Below are 13,411 nucleotides of genomic sequence, written 5' to 3'. Positions count from 1 at the left end.
CCGTATGGCCGTCAAGAAACGGGGTCTCGGACGTGGGTTGGATGCACTGCTCAGTGGTCCTTCCGTCAGCGCGCTCGAAGAGCAGGCTGTGAAGATCGACCAGAAAGAACTGCAACACCTGCCGGTCGAGCTGATCCAGCGTGGCAAGTACCAGCCACGCCGGGACATGGACCCGGAGGCGCTGGAAGAGCTCGCGCACTCGATTCGCAACCATGGCGTGATGCAGCCGATCGTGGTGCGCCCGATCGATGGCAACCGCTACGAGATCATTGCCGGTGAGCGCCGCTGGCGCGCCACCCAGCAGGCTGGCATGGACAAGATCCCGGCGATGGTCCGCGAAGTCCCCGACGAAGCCGCCATCGCCATGGCACTGATCGAGAACATCCAGCGCGAAGACCTCAACCCGCTGGAAGAAGCCCTGGCCCTGCAGCGCCTGCAACAGGAGTTCGAGCTCACCCAGCAACAGGTGGCCGATGCCGTGGGCAAGTCGCGGGTAACCGTGGCCAATCTGCTGCGCCTGATCACCCTGCCCGATGCGATCAAGACCATGCTCGCCCATGGCGACCTGGAGATGGGCCACGCCCGTGCATTGCTCGGCCTGGAAGAACCCCGTCAGGAGGAGGGGGCGCGTCATGTTGTCGCACGTGGCCTCACCGTGCGCCAAACCGAAGCACTGGTCCGTCAGTGGCTCAGCGACAAACCTGATCCGGTCGAACCGAGCAAACCTGATCCGGATATCGCACGCCTTGAACAGCGGCTCGCAGAGCGCCTGGGTTCGGCCGTGCAGATCCGTCATGGCAACAAGGGTAAGGGCCAATTGGTTATTCGTTACAACTCGCTTGACGAGTTGCAAGGCGTGCTTGCTCACATCCGCTGAAACAATTCCTGTTGTAGCGCGCAGTCGGAAATCACTACGAAGAGTTGAATAGGGGTTAATCCACCCCTATACTCTGCGCGCATTTTGTCGGCACAAATTATGCCAAGTCATAACTGACTTGTTGGTCGACTTCCGAGGAGCAGTTGTGATGGAAATCCGCACGCCAAACCGCCTGCCTTTCCATCGCTGGGCGGTTTTCCCGGTACTGCTGGCTCAATTCGTCGTACTGCTGCTGGCAACGTTGGTGTTGTGGCAGTGGAAAGGGGCGGTCAGTGGATATTCAGGCCTTTGCGGAGGTTTGATTGCCTGGCTACCCAATGTGTATTTCGCCTGGAAGGCTTTTCGCTTCAGCGGGGCCCGGGCGGCACAAGCCATCGTCAAGTCGTTCTACGCTGGCGAGGCAGGCAAGATGATTTTGACGGCAGTGCTTTTTGCACTGACCTTCGCAGGAGTGAAGCCACTGGCGCCGTTAGCAGTATTCGGCGTCTTCACGTTGACCCTTTTGGTCAGCTGGTTCGCGCCCCTGCTGATGAATAAAAGACTTTCGAGACCTTAGGGCGTTTGAGGCAACCATGGCAGCAGAAACCGCTTCGGGCTATATCCAGCACCACTTGCAGAACCTGACCTACGGTCAACTACCAGACGGCAGCTGGGGCTTCGCCCATTCGGCTGCAGAAGCCAAGGCAATGGGCTTCTGGGCGTTCCACCTGGACACCCTGGGTTGGTCCGTCGCGCTGGGTCTGATCTTCCTGTTCATCTTCCGCATGGCGGCCAGGAAGGCGACTTCCGGCCAACCTGGCGGCCTGCAGAACTTCGTTGAAGTGCTGGTGGACTTCGTCAACGGCAGCGTGAAGGACTCCTTCCACGGCCGTAGCCCGGTAATCGCCCCGCTGGCGCTGACCATTTTCGTCTGGGTGTTCCTGATGAACGCCATCGACCTGGTACCGGTCGACTGGATTCCTCAGCTGGCCATCCTGATCTCCGGTGACTCGCACATTCCGTTCCGCGCCGTGTCGACCACCGACCCGAACGCGACCCTGGCCATGGCCTTCAGCGTGTTCGCCCTGATCATCTTCTACAGCATCAAGGTCAAGGGCCTGGGCGGCTTCATCGGTGAGCTGACCCTGCACCCGTTCGGCAGCAAGAACATCTTCGTGCAGATCCTGCTGATTCCGGTCAACTTCCTGCTGGAATTCGTCACCCTGATTGCCAAGCCGATCTCGCTGGCTCTGCGTCTGTTCGGCAACATGTACGCTGGCGAGCTGGTGTTCATCCTGATCGCCGTGATGTTCGGTGCCGGTATCCTCTGGCTCAGCGGCCTGGGTGTGGTGCTGCAGTGGGCGTGGGCTGTGTTCCACATCCTGATCATCACCCTGCAAGCCTTCATCTTCATGATGCTTACCATCGTCTACCTGTCGATGGCTCATGAAGATAACCATTAAGACCGCCTGGCGTGTCTGATAGCCTTCCCCGCTCGTTTGGGGGGAGGGCTTAAAAAGTCCGCAAGGGCATGCTGTACCAAACGATTTGTTTTACCGCTTCAAACTAAAAACCTAACCAATACGACGTAAAAGTCGGGAGGAAAGATGGAAACTGTAGTTGGTCTGACCGCTATCGCTGTTGCTCTGCTGATCGGCCTGGGTGCTCTGGGTACCGCCATTGGTTTCGGCCTGCTGGGCGGCAAGTTCCTGGAAGGCGCTGCTCGTCAGCCTGAAATGGTTCCGATGCTGCAGGTTAAAATGTTCATCGTTGCCGGTCTGCTCGACGCCGTAACCATGATCGGTGTTGGTATCGCTCTGTTCTTCACCTTCGCGAACCCCTTCGTTGGTCAGATCGCCGGCTAATCACTCGTTTCTACGAGTTGATTGGTGTGATGGACAAAGACCGAGCGAGGTGTTGGCGTGAACATTAATGCAACCCTGATTGGCCAATCCGTTGCTTTTCTGATTTTTGTACTCTTCTGCATGAAGTATGTATGGCCTCCGGTCATCACTGCCCTGCAAGAGCGCCAAAAGAAGATTGCCGACGGCTTGGACGCTGCCAACCGCGCAGCTCGCGACCTGGAGCTGGCCCAAGAGAAAGTGGGTCAGCAACTGCGTGAAGCTAAAGCACAGGCAGCCGAAATCATTGAGCAAAGCAAGAAACGCGCTGCTCAGCTTGTCGAGGAAGCCCGTGATCAGGCCCGCGTCGAAGCTGACCGTGTGAAGGCTCAGGCTCTGGCCGAGATCGAACAGGAACTGAACAGCGCTAAAGACGCCCTGCGTGCCCAAGTGGGTGCCCTGGCCGTTGGCGGTGCTGAAAAGATCCTTGGCGCCACAATCGATCAAAACGCGCATGCGGAGCTGGTTAACAAACTGGCCGCTGAAATTTAAGCGAGGGCGATCATGGCAGAACTGACCACGTTGGCCCGACCTTACGCTAAGGCTGCCTTTGAGCATGCCCAGGCCCATCAGCAACTGGCCAATTGGTCAGCCATGCTCGGCCTGGCTGCTGCGGTGTCGCAAGACGACACCATGCAGCGCCTGCTCAAGGCCCCGCGACTGACGAGCGCAGAAAAGGCCGCCACGTTCATTGACGTGTGCGGTGACAAGTTCAATGCACAGGCACAGAATTTCATTCATGTTGCCGCGGAAAACGACCGTCTCCTGCTTCTGCCGGAGATTGCCGCCCTGTTCGACCTGTACAAGGCCGAGCAAGAGAAATCCGTGGACGTGGAAGTCACCAGTGCCTTCGCGTTGAACCAAGAACAGCAAGACAAACTCGCCAAGGTTCTCAGTGCACGGTTAGGCCAGGAAGTGCGCCTGCACGCGTCGGAGGATGCCAGCCTGATTGGCGGCGTCGTCATCCGCGCTGGTGACCTGGTAATCGATGGCTCTGTTCGCGGCAAGATCGCGAAACTGGCCGAAGCATTGAAATCTTGAGTTTGAAGGGGCAGCAGAGCAATGCAGCAACTCAATCCTTCCGAAATTAGTGAAATCATCAAGGGCCGCATCGACAACCTCGATGTGAGCTCCCAAGCCCGTAACGAAGGTACCGTTGTTTCGGTATCCGACGGTATCGTGCGGATCCACGGTCTGGCCGACGTCATGTACGGCGAAATGATCGAGTTCCCTGGCAGCGTCTTCGGCATGGCCCTGAACCTGGAGCAAGACTCCGTAGGTGCAGTGATCCTGGGTGCCTATGACACCCTCGCCGAAGGCATGAGCGCCAAGTGCACCGGTCGCATCCTGGAAGTTCCGGTCGGCAAAGGCCTGCTGGGCCGCGTCGTCGACGCTCTGGGTAACCCGATCGATGGCAAAGGTCCTCTGACCACCACCGAAACCGACGCGGTCGAAAAGGTCGCTCCGGGCGTTATCTGGCGTAAGTCGGTAGATCAGCCTGTACAGACTGGCTACAAGTCCGTCGACGCCATGATCCCTGTCGGCCGTGGCCAGCGCGAGCTGATCATCGGTGACCGTCAGATCGGCAAGACCGCCATGGCTATCGACGCCATCATCAACCAGAAAGACTCCGGTATTTTCTGTGTTTATGTTGCTGTCGGCCAAAAGCGTTCCACCGTTGCCAACATCGTTCGCAAGCTGGAAGAAGCCGGCGCCCTGGCCAACACCATCGTGGTCGTTGCCAGTGCTTCGGAATCCGCCGCACTGCAGTTCCTGGCGCCATACGCCGGCTGCACCATGGGCGAGTTCTTCCGTGACCGCGGTGAAGACGCCCTGATCGTTTACGATGACCTGTCCAAGCAGGCCGTTGCCTATCGTCAGATCTCCCTGCTGCTGCGCCGTCCACCAGGACGTGAAGCGTACCCAGGCGACGTGTTCTATCTCCACTCCCGTCTGCTGGAGCGTGCATCGCGCGTTTCGGAAGAGTACGTCGAGAAGTTCACCAACGGCGCAGTCACTGGCAAGACCGGTTCCCTGACCGCCCTGCCGATCATCGAAACCCAGGCTGGCGACGTTTCCGCGTTCGTTCCGACCAACGTGATTTCCATCACCGACGGTCAGATCTTCCTGGAATCGGCCATGTTCAACTCGGGCATCCGCCCTGCAGTGAACGCCGGTGTTTCGGTATCCCGCGTAGGTGGTGCCGCTCAGACCAAGATCATCAAGAAGCTGTCCGGTGGTATCCGTACCGCTCTGGCTCAGTACCGTGAACTGGCTGCATTCGCCCAGTTCGCTTCCGATCTGGACGAAGCGACCCGCAAGCAGTTGGAGCATGGTCAGCGCGTAACCGAGCTGATGAAGCAGAAGCAGTACGCGCCAATGTCCATCGCGGACATGGCCCTGTCGCTGTACGCCGCTGAGCGTGGTTTCCTGACTGACGTGGAAGTCTCCAAGGTCGGCAGCTTCGAGCAAGCTCTGATCGCCTACTTCAACCGTGATCACGCCGAACTGATGGCGAAGATCAACGTGAAGGGTGACTTCAACGACGAAATCGACGCTGGCATGAAAGCCGGTATCGAGAAGTTCAAGGCCACCCAGACCTGGTAAGCCGCAGCGGGGGCTGCGGCCCCCGCTTGCTAACCTGATAGGTGATACATGGCAGGCGCAAAAGAGATTCGCAGTAAGATTGCGAGCATCAAAAGCACGCAAAAAATTACCAGCGCCATGGAGAAAGTGGCGGTCAGCAAGATGCGCAAGGCACAAATGCGCATGGCTGCTAGCCGTCCTTACGCGGAGCGTATCCGCCAGGTGATCGGTCATCTGGCCAACGCCAACCCGGAGTACCGCCACCCGTTCATGATCGAGCGCCCTGTAAAGCGCGCCGGTTATATCGTGGTGAGCAGTGACCGTGGTCTGTGCGGTGGCTTGAACACCAACCTGTTCAAGGCCTTGGTCAAGGACATGAACGCAAACCGCGAACAGGGCGTGGAAATCGACCTGTGCGTGATCGGCAGCAAGGGTGCGACTTTCTTCCGCATCTTTGGCGGCAACGTCGTAGCCGCGATCAGCCACCTGGGCGAAGAGCCATCGATCAACGATCTGATCGGCTCCGTCAAAGTGATGCTGGACGCCTACCTGGACGGCCGTATCGATCGCCTCTCGGTGGTTTCGAACAAGTTCATCAACACCATGACCCAAAAACCGACGGTCGAGCAATTGGTACCGTTGGTGGCAACCCCGGATCAGGATCTCAAGCATCACTGGGATTACCTGTACGAACCCGACGCAAAAGAGCTGCTGGACGGCTTGATGGTGCGTTACGTGGAGTCGCAGGTGTACCAGGCGGTGGTCGAGAACAACGCTGCTGAACAAGCGGCCCGGATGATCGCCATGAAGAACGCCACAGACAACGCCGGTGATTTGATCAAAGAGCTCCAGCTGATCTACAACAAGGCGCGTCAGGCTGCGATCACCCAGGAGATCTCGGAAATCGTCGGCGGCGCTGCCGCGGTTTAACGGTTCAAAAATTCAGAGGATCCAGCTATGAGTAGCGGACGTATCGTTCAAATCATCGGCGCCGTCATCGACGTGGAATTCCCACGTGACGTCGTGCCGAGTGTTTACAACGCGCTGAAAGTACAAGGCGCGGAAACCACCCTGGAAGTTCAGCAGCAGCTGGGCGACGGCGTGGTTCGTACCATTGCGATGGGCTCGACCGAAGGCCTGAAGCGCGGTCTGGATGTCGTCGACACCGGCGCTGCCATTTCCGTTCCAGTTGGTAAGGCCACCCTGGGCCGTATCATGGACGTACTGGGCAACCCGATCGACGAAGCCGGCCCGATCGGCGAAGAAGAGCGTCGCGGTATCCACCAGCCAGCGCCTTCGTTCGCTGACCAGGCAGGCGGCAACGACCTGCTGGAAACCGGCATCAAGGTTATCGACCTGGTCTGCCCGTTCGCCAAGGGTGGTAAGGTTGGTCTGTTCGGTGGTGCCGGCGTCGGCAAGACCGTAAACATGATGGAACTGATCCGTAACATCGCCATGGAACACAGCGGTTATTCCGTGTTCGCTGGTGTGGGTGAGCGTACTCGTGAGGGTAACGACTTCTACCACGAGATGAAGGACTCCAACGTTCTCGACAAGGTAGCGCTGGTCTACGGTCAGATGAACGAGCCACCAGGAAACCGTCTGCGCGTAGCGCTGACCGGCCTGACCATGGCCGAGAAGTTCCGTGACGAAGGTAACGACGTTCTGCTGTTCGTCGACAACATCTATCGTTACACCCTGGCCGGTACCGAAGTATCCGCACTGCTGGGCCGTATGCCTTCGGCAGTAGGTTACCAGCCGACCCTGGCTGAAGAGATGGGCGTTCTGCAAGAGCGCATCACCTCCACCAAGGAAGGTTCGATCACCTCCGTCCAGGCCGTATACGTACCTGCGGACGACCTGACCGACCCGTCGCCAGCGACCACCTTCGCCCACCTGGACGCCACCGTCGTTCTGTCCCGTGACATCGCCTCCCTGGGTATCTACCCAGCGGTCGACCCACTGGACTCGACTTCGCGCCAGCTGGACCCGAACGTGATCGGCAACGAGCACTACGAGACCGCTCGTGGCGTTCAGTATGTTCTGCAGCGCTACAAAGAGCTGAAGGACATCATCGCGATCCTGGGTATGGACGAACTGTCCGAAGCCGACAAGCAACTGGTAGCCCGCGCTCGTAAGATCCAGCGCTTCCTGTCGCAGCCGTTCTTCGTGGCCGAAGTCTTCACCGGTTCGCCAGGCAAGTACGTTTCCCTGAAAGACACCATCGCTGGCTTCAGCGGCATCCTCAAAGGTGACTACGACCACCTGCCAGAACAAGCGTTCTACATGGTCGGCAGCATCGACGAAGCGATCGAGAAAGCCAAGAAACTGTAATCCCGGCGCCCCGAAAGGGGCGCTAATCAGGTTGAGGCAAGCAGATGGCTATGACAGTCCATTGCGATATCGTCAGCGCGGAAGGAGAGATCTTCTCCGGCCTGGTCGAGATGGTAGTTGCGCACGGTAACCTGGGTGATCTTGGTATCGCTCCGGGCCACGCGCCGCTGATCACCAATCTCAAGCCTGGTCCGATCACGCTGACCAAGCAGGGTGGCGAGCGCGAGGTGTTCTACATCTCCGGTGGCTTCCTGGAAGTGCAGCCGAACATGGTCAAGGTACTCGCCGACACCGTGCAGCGTGCAGCCGACCTGGACGAAGCCTCCGCTCAGGATGCCGTCAAGGCAGCTGAGAAGGCCCTGCATGAGAAAGGCGCGGATTTCGACTACAGTGCCGCATCCGCACGTCTGGCCGAGGCCGCAGCCCAGCTGCGTACCGTCCAGCAGATCCGCAAGAAGTTCGGCGGTTAATTCCGCAGGCTTCATGTAGATTGAGAACAAGGGTAGCCATCGGCTACCCTTTTTCTTTTTTTGTAACCTATGAAACCGGTCATTTCACTGACCGCCCAGGATTGGTAGCCAGTAATGTCACTCGATATCGTTATTCTCGCCGCCGGCCAAGGCACCCGCATGCGCTCGGCGCTGCCCAAGGTGCTGCACCCGGTAGCCGGCAACTCCATGCTCGGCCATGTTATCCACAGCGCGCGCCAGTTGCAGCCGCAAGGTATTCACGTGGTCATTGGCCATGGTGCCGAGCTGGTTCGCGATCGCCTTGCCGCTGACGACCTGAACTTCGTCATGCAGGACAAGCAGCTGGGTACCGGCCATGCGGTTGCCCAGGCATTGCCGGCGCTGACCGCCGACACCGTGCTGGTGCTGTACGGCGACGTGCCGTTGATCGAAGTAGAGACCCTGCAGCGTCTGCTGGCCAAGGCCAACGAGCAGCAGCTGGGCCTGCTCACGGTAACCCTCGACGACCCGACCGGCTATGGCCGCATCGTGCGTGACGAGCAGGGCAAGGTGACCGCTATCGTTGAGCACAAGGACGCCAACGATGCACAGAAAGCGATCAAGGAAGGCAACACCGGTATTCTGGCCCTGCCAGCCGCGCGCCTGGCCGACTGGATGGGCCGCCTGTCGAACAACAATGCCCAGGGCGAGTATTACCTGACCGACGTCATCGCCATGGCTGTGGCCGATGGCCTGGTGGTGGCTACCGAACAGCCGCACGACCCGATGGAAGTGCAAGGCGCCAACGACCGTCGCCAGCTGTCCGAGCTGGAGCGGCACTACCAGTTGCGCGAAGGCCGTCGCCTGATGGCCCAGGGCGTGACCCTGCGCGACCCGGCGCGCTTCGATGTACGCGGTGAGGTGACTGTTGGCCGTGACGTGCTGATCGACATCAACGTGATTCTCGAAGGCAAGGTGGTCATCGAGGACGATGTGCAGATCGGCCCTAACTGCGTGATCAAGAACACCACCCTGCGCAAAGGCGCAGTGGTCAAGGCCAACAGCCACCTCGAAGGCGCCGTGATGGGCGAGGGCAGCGATGCCGGCCCGTTCGCCCGCCTGCGCCCGGGCAGCGTGCTGGACGCCAAGGCCCATGTGGGTAACTTCGTCGAACTGAAAAACGCCCACCTGGGCGAGGGCGCCAAGGCCGGTCACCTGACTTACCTGGGCGATGCCGAAATCGGTGCACGCACCAACATCGGCGCCGGCACCATCACCTGCAACTACGATGGCGCCAACAAGTTCAAGACCGTGATGGGCGAGGACGTATTCATCGGCTCGAACAACTCGTTGGTAGCGCCTGTGGATATCCACGCGGGTGCGACCACTGCAGCCGGTTCGACCATTACCCAGACCGTTGAAGCTGGCGACTTGGCGGTGGCCCGCGCACGCCAGCGCAACATCTCGGGCTGGAAGCGCCCGGAGAAGATCAAGAAGAGCTGAGTTATACACAGCTGTTTCGATCGAAAGCCGACTTATGTGAATAAGTCGGTTTTTTTTTGTGAACTGGACACATACCCTTGGGATTAACTGTCTGGCTCAATTTCTGAACACCGGAACAATCCTTGTGGGAGCGGGACGTCCCCAAAGATTTATCCACAGCTTGACGAAACGCTCATCTTAGGTTTTGATTGCCACCATTATCTTTCGAATCGAAACTTAAGCGCTCATGTCGAAACGAAACACCCCGCAGCGGCGGCACAACATCCTGGCTTTGCTCAGCGAGCAGGGCGAGGTGAGTGTGGACGCTTTGGCCAAGCGTTTCGCAACCTCGGAAGTCACCATCCGCAAGGACCTCGCTGCCCTCGAAACCAATGGCCTGTTGCTACGGCGCTACGGTGGCGCGGTCCCGGTGCCACAAGAGCTGCTTGGTGAGCCCGCCCAACCCGTGTCTTCCTACAAAAAGGCCATCGCCCGTGCCGCCGTTGCGCGAATCCGCGAACATGCGCGCATCATCATCGACAGCGGCAGTACCACGGCAGCCATGATCCCCGAACTGGGGCGCCAGCCTGGCCTGGTGGTGATGACCAATTCGATGAATGTGGCCCGCGCCATCTGCGACCTCGAACACGAACCGGTGCTGCTGATGACCGGTGGCACCTGGGACCCGCATTCCGAGTCGTTCCAGGGCCAGGTGGCCGAGCAGGTGTTGCGCTCGTACGACTTTGACCAGCTGTTCATCGGTGCTGACGGTATCGACCTCGGCCGTGGCACCACCACCTTCAACGAACTGCTCGGGCTGAGCCGGGTCATGGCCGAAGTCGCCCGTGAAGTGATCGTGATGGTCGAGTCGGACAAGGTAGGGCGCAAGATCCCCAACCTCGAACTGCCTTGGGGCAGTGTGCACACCCTTATTACTGACGAACGCCTGCCCGCAGCGGCACGCGAACAAATTCAAGCCCGCGGCATCAACCTGATCTGCGCCGCGATCAGCCAGGAGCAATAAACCATGTGTGGAATCGTTGGTGCCGTCGCCGAGCGCAACATCACAGCCATCCTGATCGAAGGCCTCAAGCGTCTTGAGTACCGCGGGTACGACAGCGCCGGCCTGGCTGTCCTCACCCAGAACGGTGAACTGCAGCGCCGCCGCCGTATCGGCAAGGTCAGCGAGCTGGAAGCCGCTGTTGCCGCCGAGCCACTGGCTGGCCAGCTGGGCATCGCCCACACCCGCTGGGCCACCCACGGTGCGCCGACCGAAGGCAACGCCCACCCGCACTTCTCGGGCAGTGAAGTGGCCGTGGTGCACAACGGCATCATCGAGAACCACGAGGAACTGCGTGAAGAGCTGAAGGGCCTTGGCTATGTCTTCACTTCGCAGACCGATACCGAAGTCATCGTCCACCTGATCAACCACACCCTGAAGAGCATCCCCGACCTGACCGATGCCCTGAAGGCCGCGGTGAAGCGCCTGCATGGCGCTTATGGCCTGGCGCTGATCAGCGCCAAGCAGCCTGACCGCCTGGTAGCCGCACGCAGCGGCAGCCCACTGGTCATCGGCCTGGGCCTGGGCGAGAACTTCCTGGCGTCCGACCAGTTGGCCCTGCGCCAGGTCACCGACCGCTTCATGTACCTGGAAGAAGGCGACATCGCCGAAATCCACCGTGACCAGGTCACCATCTGGGATCAGGACGGCCACAAGGTCCAGCGCGAAACCGTGCAGTACCACGAAGGTGCCGAAGCCGCCGACAAGGGTACCTACCGCCACTTCATGCTCAAGGAAATCCACGAGCAGCCAAGCGTGGTACAGCGCACCCTGGAAGGCCGCCTGGGCAAGGACAACGTGATGGTCCAGGCCTTCGGCCCGAAGGCTGCCGAACTGTTCGCCAAGGTGCGCAACGTGCAGATCGTTGCCTGTGGTACCAGCTACCACGCCGGCATGGTCGCCCGTTACTGGCTGGAAAGCCTGGCCGGCATCCCGTGCCAGGTAGAAGTGGCCAGTGAGTTCCGTTACCGCAAGGTGGTGGTGCAGCCGGACACCCTGTTTGTCTCCATCTCGCAGTCTGGCGAAACCGCCGACACCCTGGCCGCGCTGCGCAACGCCAAGGAACTGGGCTTCCTCGGCAGCCTGGCGATCTGCAACGTCGGTATCAGCTCGCTGGTGCGTGAGTCGGACCTGACCCTGCTGACCCTGGCCGGCCCGGAAATCGGCGTGGCCTCGACCAAAGCCTTCACCACCCAGCTGGTTTCGCTGATGCTGCTGACCCTGGCCCTGGGCCAGGTGCGCGGTACCCTGGAAGCTGGCGTCGAGGCCGAGCTGGTTGAAGAACTGCGTCGCCTGCCGGCCCGCCTGGGCGAAGCCCTGGCCATGGACGCCACCGTCGAGAAAATTGCCGAGCTGTTTGCCGACAAGCACCACACCCTGTTCCTCGGCCGTGGTGCGCAGTACCCGGTGGCGATGGAAGGTGCACTCAAGCTTAAGGAAATCTCCTATATCCACGCCGAAGCCTACCCGGCAGGCGAGCTGAAGCACGGCCCGCTGGCGCTGGTGGACAACGACATGCCGGTGGTTACCGTTGCGCCGAACAACGAACTGCTGGAGAAGCTGAAGTCCAACCTGCAGGAAGTGCGCGCCCGTGGTGGCGAGCTGGTGGTGTTCGCCGACGAGCAGGCCGGCATGACCAATGGAGAAGGTACCCACGTGATCAAGGTGCCGCACATCGCCGACGCCCTGGCGCCGATCCTGTACACCATCCCGTTGCAGTTGCTGTCGTACTACGTGGCCGTGCTGAAGGGCACCGATGTTGACCAGCCGCGTAACCTCGCCAAGTCGGTTACGGTCGAGTAAGTCGGAAACCGGGGGGCTTAGCTGTGATCGTAAATATTAAAGTCTGTCTCTGAATATTAAAGTCTGTCTCGCTTGGAGCCTCCGTGGGCTCCAAGCGCAGATCCCGCTATGCTGCCCCTCCGCTGCCTTGAAATCCTGAGTGCTCCTCCTTGCTGCTCACCATCCAACCGCACGAGTCTCTCCGCTCCGTTATCGAAAGGCATTTTTACCTGGCTCCACGCTCACCCGAGTCGATCAAGCTCAAGGAAATATCCAGGTACTACATGCGAGGACAGTCAATCGGGGTTATTGCTGATTTGCTGGGCAGGTGGCGTTGCGGTCGGTGCTCTCGTTGAAGTACCCGCCGTACAGGGTGGTGTCGCTCAGCTCGCGGCTGGTGAGGAACCAGCCGTGGCGGTCTCGGGCAGCAGGCGGCTATCGGAGGATCCGAACACCGGGGTCTTGACCCGCTGCTCGCCGTAACGCAGTTCGGTGGAGGAAAAGCGCAGCTTGGTCAGCGCCCCGCCGCGGCTGAACTGGTCCTTGGGATGCCCCTCGTTGTCCACTCCCAGCAGCCGCGCCTTGCCGGTCCGGCCACCGCCGCTGTCGAGCATCCACCCGGAATAGACGTGGGCATCCAGGCCGAAGCCGAGGGCGAAGGATTCGGGAAACGTCTTCTGGTCTGGGTCATGAACGCTCCTTGCGGTGGACATTTTCCACTGTGAGTCAGTGTCCACTCAGCCCGGGACAGACCACCCTAGCTCTTGCAATGACCGAGGTCGGCGATTATCGGAAGAGCTTCCTGCTCCCCCATCGCTTTCTGCCTGCGTGGTCATCGCGCACAACGGGTCACGGTCAATATCAACAACAACTTTGCGCTTACCGGACTCGCCCGGATTGCGACGTCCTTGAGGTCGCAGATCCCACACATTGGTACTGGCAAGGTTCCAAAACCCCGAAG

At 59.8% G+C, this 13,411-nt stretch carries 13 protein-coding genes and 1 pseudogene; 13 read left to right on the top strand and 1 reads right to left on the bottom strand.

Annotation, left to right across the window (positions count from 1 at the left end):
- The first annotated feature begins 4 nt into the window (after window positions 1-4).
- The 13 genes from FQ664_RS00455 (at window position 5) to glmS (ending at window position 12,471) form a co-directional block, all read left to right on the top strand.
- Window positions 5-877, top strand: coding sequence for a ParB/RepB/Spo0J family partition protein (locus FQ664_RS00455; protein ID WP_144169971.1), 873 nt, complete (start codon window positions 5-7; stop codon window positions 875-877).
- Window positions 878-1,025: 148 nt separating this feature from the next.
- Window positions 1,026-1,433: a F0F1 ATP synthase subunit I gene (locus tag FQ664_RS00450; protein ID WP_144169970.1), complete on the top strand. Its 408-nt coding sequence runs from the start codon at window positions 1,026-1,028 to the stop codon at window positions 1,431-1,433.
- Between the two features lie 16 nt (window positions 1,434-1,449).
- Window positions 1,450-2,319 (top strand): F0F1 ATP synthase subunit A, encoded by an 870-nt coding sequence (gene atpB, locus FQ664_RS00445; protein ID WP_144169969.1) that lies wholly within the window; start codon window positions 1,450-1,452, stop codon window positions 2,317-2,319.
- 144 nt (window positions 2,320-2,463) lie between these two features.
- On the top strand, window positions 2,464-2,721 hold the full coding sequence (gene atpE, locus FQ664_RS00440; protein ID WP_003097235.1) for a F0F1 ATP synthase subunit C: 258 nt from the start codon (window positions 2,464-2,466) through the stop codon (window positions 2,719-2,721).
- Window positions 2,722-2,778: 57 nt separating this feature from the next.
- A complete protein-coding gene (locus tag FQ664_RS00435; RefSeq protein ID WP_027917106.1) occupies window positions 2,779-3,249 on the top strand; it encodes a F0F1 ATP synthase subunit B in 471 nt (156 codons plus the stop codon).
- A 12-nt stretch (window positions 3,250-3,261) separates the two neighbouring features.
- Window positions 3,262-3,798, top strand: coding sequence for a F0F1 ATP synthase subunit delta (locus tag FQ664_RS00430; protein ID WP_003253191.1), 537 nt, complete (start codon window positions 3,262-3,264; stop codon window positions 3,796-3,798).
- A 21-nt stretch (window positions 3,799-3,819) separates the two neighbouring features.
- Window positions 3,820-5,364 (top strand): F0F1 ATP synthase subunit alpha, encoded by a 1,545-nt coding sequence (atpA, locus tag FQ664_RS00425; protein ID WP_063912289.1) that lies wholly within the window; start codon window positions 3,820-3,822, stop codon window positions 5,362-5,364.
- A 48-nt stretch (window positions 5,365-5,412) separates the two neighbouring features.
- The gene (gene atpG, locus FQ664_RS00420; protein WP_112251654.1) at window positions 5,413-6,273 is read left to right on the top strand and encodes a F0F1 ATP synthase subunit gamma; all 861 of its coding nucleotides are present in this window, start codon (window positions 5,413-5,415) and stop codon (window positions 6,271-6,273) included.
- A gap of 27 nt (window positions 6,274-6,300) precedes the next feature.
- Complete coding sequence (atpD, locus tag FQ664_RS00415; RefSeq protein WP_003253197.1) at window positions 6,301-7,677, top strand: F0F1 ATP synthase subunit beta; 1,377 nt, start codon at window positions 6,301-6,303, stop codon at window positions 7,675-7,677.
- A gap of 44 nt (window positions 7,678-7,721) precedes the next feature.
- Window positions 7,722-8,147 (top strand): F0F1 ATP synthase subunit epsilon, encoded by a 426-nt coding sequence (locus FQ664_RS00410; protein WP_023383131.1) that lies wholly within the window; start codon window positions 7,722-7,724, stop codon window positions 8,145-8,147.
- A 114-nt stretch (window positions 8,148-8,261) separates the two neighbouring features.
- Window positions 8,262-9,629: a bifunctional UDP-N-acetylglucosamine diphosphorylase/glucosamine-1-phosphate N-acetyltransferase GlmU gene (gene glmU, locus FQ664_RS00405; RefSeq protein ID WP_144169968.1), complete on the top strand. Its 1,368-nt coding sequence runs from the start codon at window positions 8,262-8,264 to the stop codon at window positions 9,627-9,629.
- A 226-nt stretch (window positions 9,630-9,855) separates the two neighbouring features.
- Window positions 9,856-10,632, top strand: a complete 777-nt coding sequence (locus tag FQ664_RS00400; RefSeq protein WP_063912287.1) for a DeoR/GlpR family DNA-binding transcription regulator — start codon at window positions 9,856-9,858, stop codon at window positions 10,630-10,632.
- Between the two features lie 3 nt (window positions 10,633-10,635).
- Window positions 10,636-12,471 carry a glutamine--fructose-6-phosphate transaminase (isomerizing) gene (glmS, locus tag FQ664_RS00395; protein WP_144169967.1) on the top strand — a complete coding sequence of 612 codons (1,836 nt, stop codon included), beginning with the start codon at window positions 10,636-10,638 and terminating at the stop codon, window positions 12,469-12,471.
- Window positions 12,472-12,777: 306 nt separating this feature from the next.
- Here glmS and FQ664_RS00390 read toward each other — a convergent pair.
- Window positions 12,778-13,103, bottom strand: a pseudogene (locus tag FQ664_RS00390) (OprD family outer membrane porin); the annotation flags it as partial.
- Window positions 13,104-13,411: the final 308 nt, after the last annotated feature.

It is taken from the genome of Pseudomonas persica (genome assembly GCF_900291015.1).
Classification (GTDB): domain Bacteria; phylum Pseudomonadota; class Gammaproteobacteria; order Pseudomonadales; family Pseudomonadaceae; genus Aquipseudomonas.
The sequence above is the reverse complement of the archived record's forward strand: the minus strand, read 5'-3'. Positions and strand labels throughout refer to the sequence as shown.

Excerpts from the sequence above, each read along its gene's own strand:
- FQ664_RS00430 (WP_003253191.1), top strand. The coding sequence starts at position 3,262 with ATGGCAGAACTGACCACGTTGGCCCGACCTTACGCTAAGGCTGCCTTT.
- atpB (WP_144169969.1), top strand. The coding sequence starts at position 1,450 with ATGGCAGCAGAAACCGCTTCGGGCTATATCCAGCACCACTTGCAGAAC.
- FQ664_RS00450 (WP_144169970.1), top strand. The coding sequence starts at position 1,026 with ATGGAAATCCGCACGCCAAACCGCCTGCCTTTCCATCGCTGGGCGGTT.
- atpD (WP_003253197.1), top strand. The coding sequence starts at position 6,301 with ATGAGTAGCGGACGTATCGTTCAAATCATCGGCGCCGTCATCGACGTG.
- FQ664_RS00410 (WP_023383131.1), top strand. The coding sequence starts at position 7,722 with ATGGCTATGACAGTCCATTGCGATATCGTCAGCGCGGAAGGAGAGATC.
- FQ664_RS00455 (WP_144169971.1), top strand. The coding sequence starts at position 5 with ATGGCCGTCAAGAAACGGGGTCTCGGACGTGGGTTGGATGCACTGCTC.
- FQ664_RS00400 (WP_063912287.1), top strand. The coding sequence starts at position 9,856 with ATGTCGAAACGAAACACCCCGCAGCGGCGGCACAACATCCTGGCTTTG.
- atpE (WP_003097235.1), top strand. The coding sequence starts at position 2,464 with ATGGAAACTGTAGTTGGTCTGACCGCTATCGCTGTTGCTCTGCTGATC.
- glmU (WP_144169968.1), top strand. The coding sequence starts at position 8,262 with ATGTCACTCGATATCGTTATTCTCGCCGCCGGCCAAGGCACCCGCATG.
- atpG (WP_112251654.1), top strand. The coding sequence starts at position 5,413 with ATGGCAGGCGCAAAAGAGATTCGCAGTAAGATTGCGAGCATCAAAAGC.
- glmS (WP_144169967.1), top strand. The coding sequence starts at position 10,636 with ATGTGTGGAATCGTTGGTGCCGTCGCCGAGCGCAACATCACAGCCATC.
- atpA (WP_063912289.1), top strand. The coding sequence starts at position 3,820 with ATGCAGCAACTCAATCCTTCCGAAATTAGTGAAATCATCAAGGGCCGC.